This window comes from Nostoc sp. UIC 10607, from assembly GCF_047228265.1.
Lineage (GTDB): Bacteria > Cyanobacteriota > Cyanobacteriia > Cyanobacteriales > Nostocaceae > Nostoc > Nostoc foliaceum_A.
The window spans coordinates 1-484 of record NZ_JBIQNW010000245.1; the positions used below are offsets into that span (position 1 = coordinate 1).

Below are 484 nucleotides of genomic sequence, written 5' to 3' on the forward strand. Positions count from 1 at the left end.
AATTCTATTTGCTCTTTCGGGTATGCCAGTGTAGTCGTTTTCTGATCTACTGTTGCTTCCCAATAAAATTCGTAACCGCTTACAATTACTATGTAATTAGTAGCGTTGGAGACAGGACTCCAAGATATTTGAGGTCGCGTACTTAACATTGAACTGCCATAAGGGCTTATTAGTGTTGGTGCTTCTTTCTCCTCACCCGCTCCTTTAGGGTTATAGCAATTACTCGGATTCAATCCCGTACATAGCTCCGCTATCTCTTGCGGCAGTGTACACGTATCTGGCTCCTTGAACACAGTACTCTGCCTCAGGTATACAAAATTTCCATTCAAATAGCACAAAACCTTGACTGTAGCTCCCTTAACTGGATTAATCCGATCTCCTTGGCACAGTCGGCTTCCACTTGGCAGGTGGAGATCGCCTGAGCTAGAGACTCGACCTATAAACTTGCGACACCCACTTTTTACTACTGCTACTGATTGAGTCC

1 pseudogene is annotated in these 484 nt (G+C 44.4%); it reads right to left on the reverse strand.

Going from position 1 to position 484, the window contains the following annotated elements:
* Window positions 1–293, reverse strand: a pseudogene (locus ACEYW6_RS36620) (hypothetical protein); the annotation flags it as partial.
* Between the last annotated feature and the right edge of the window lie 191 nt (window positions 294–484).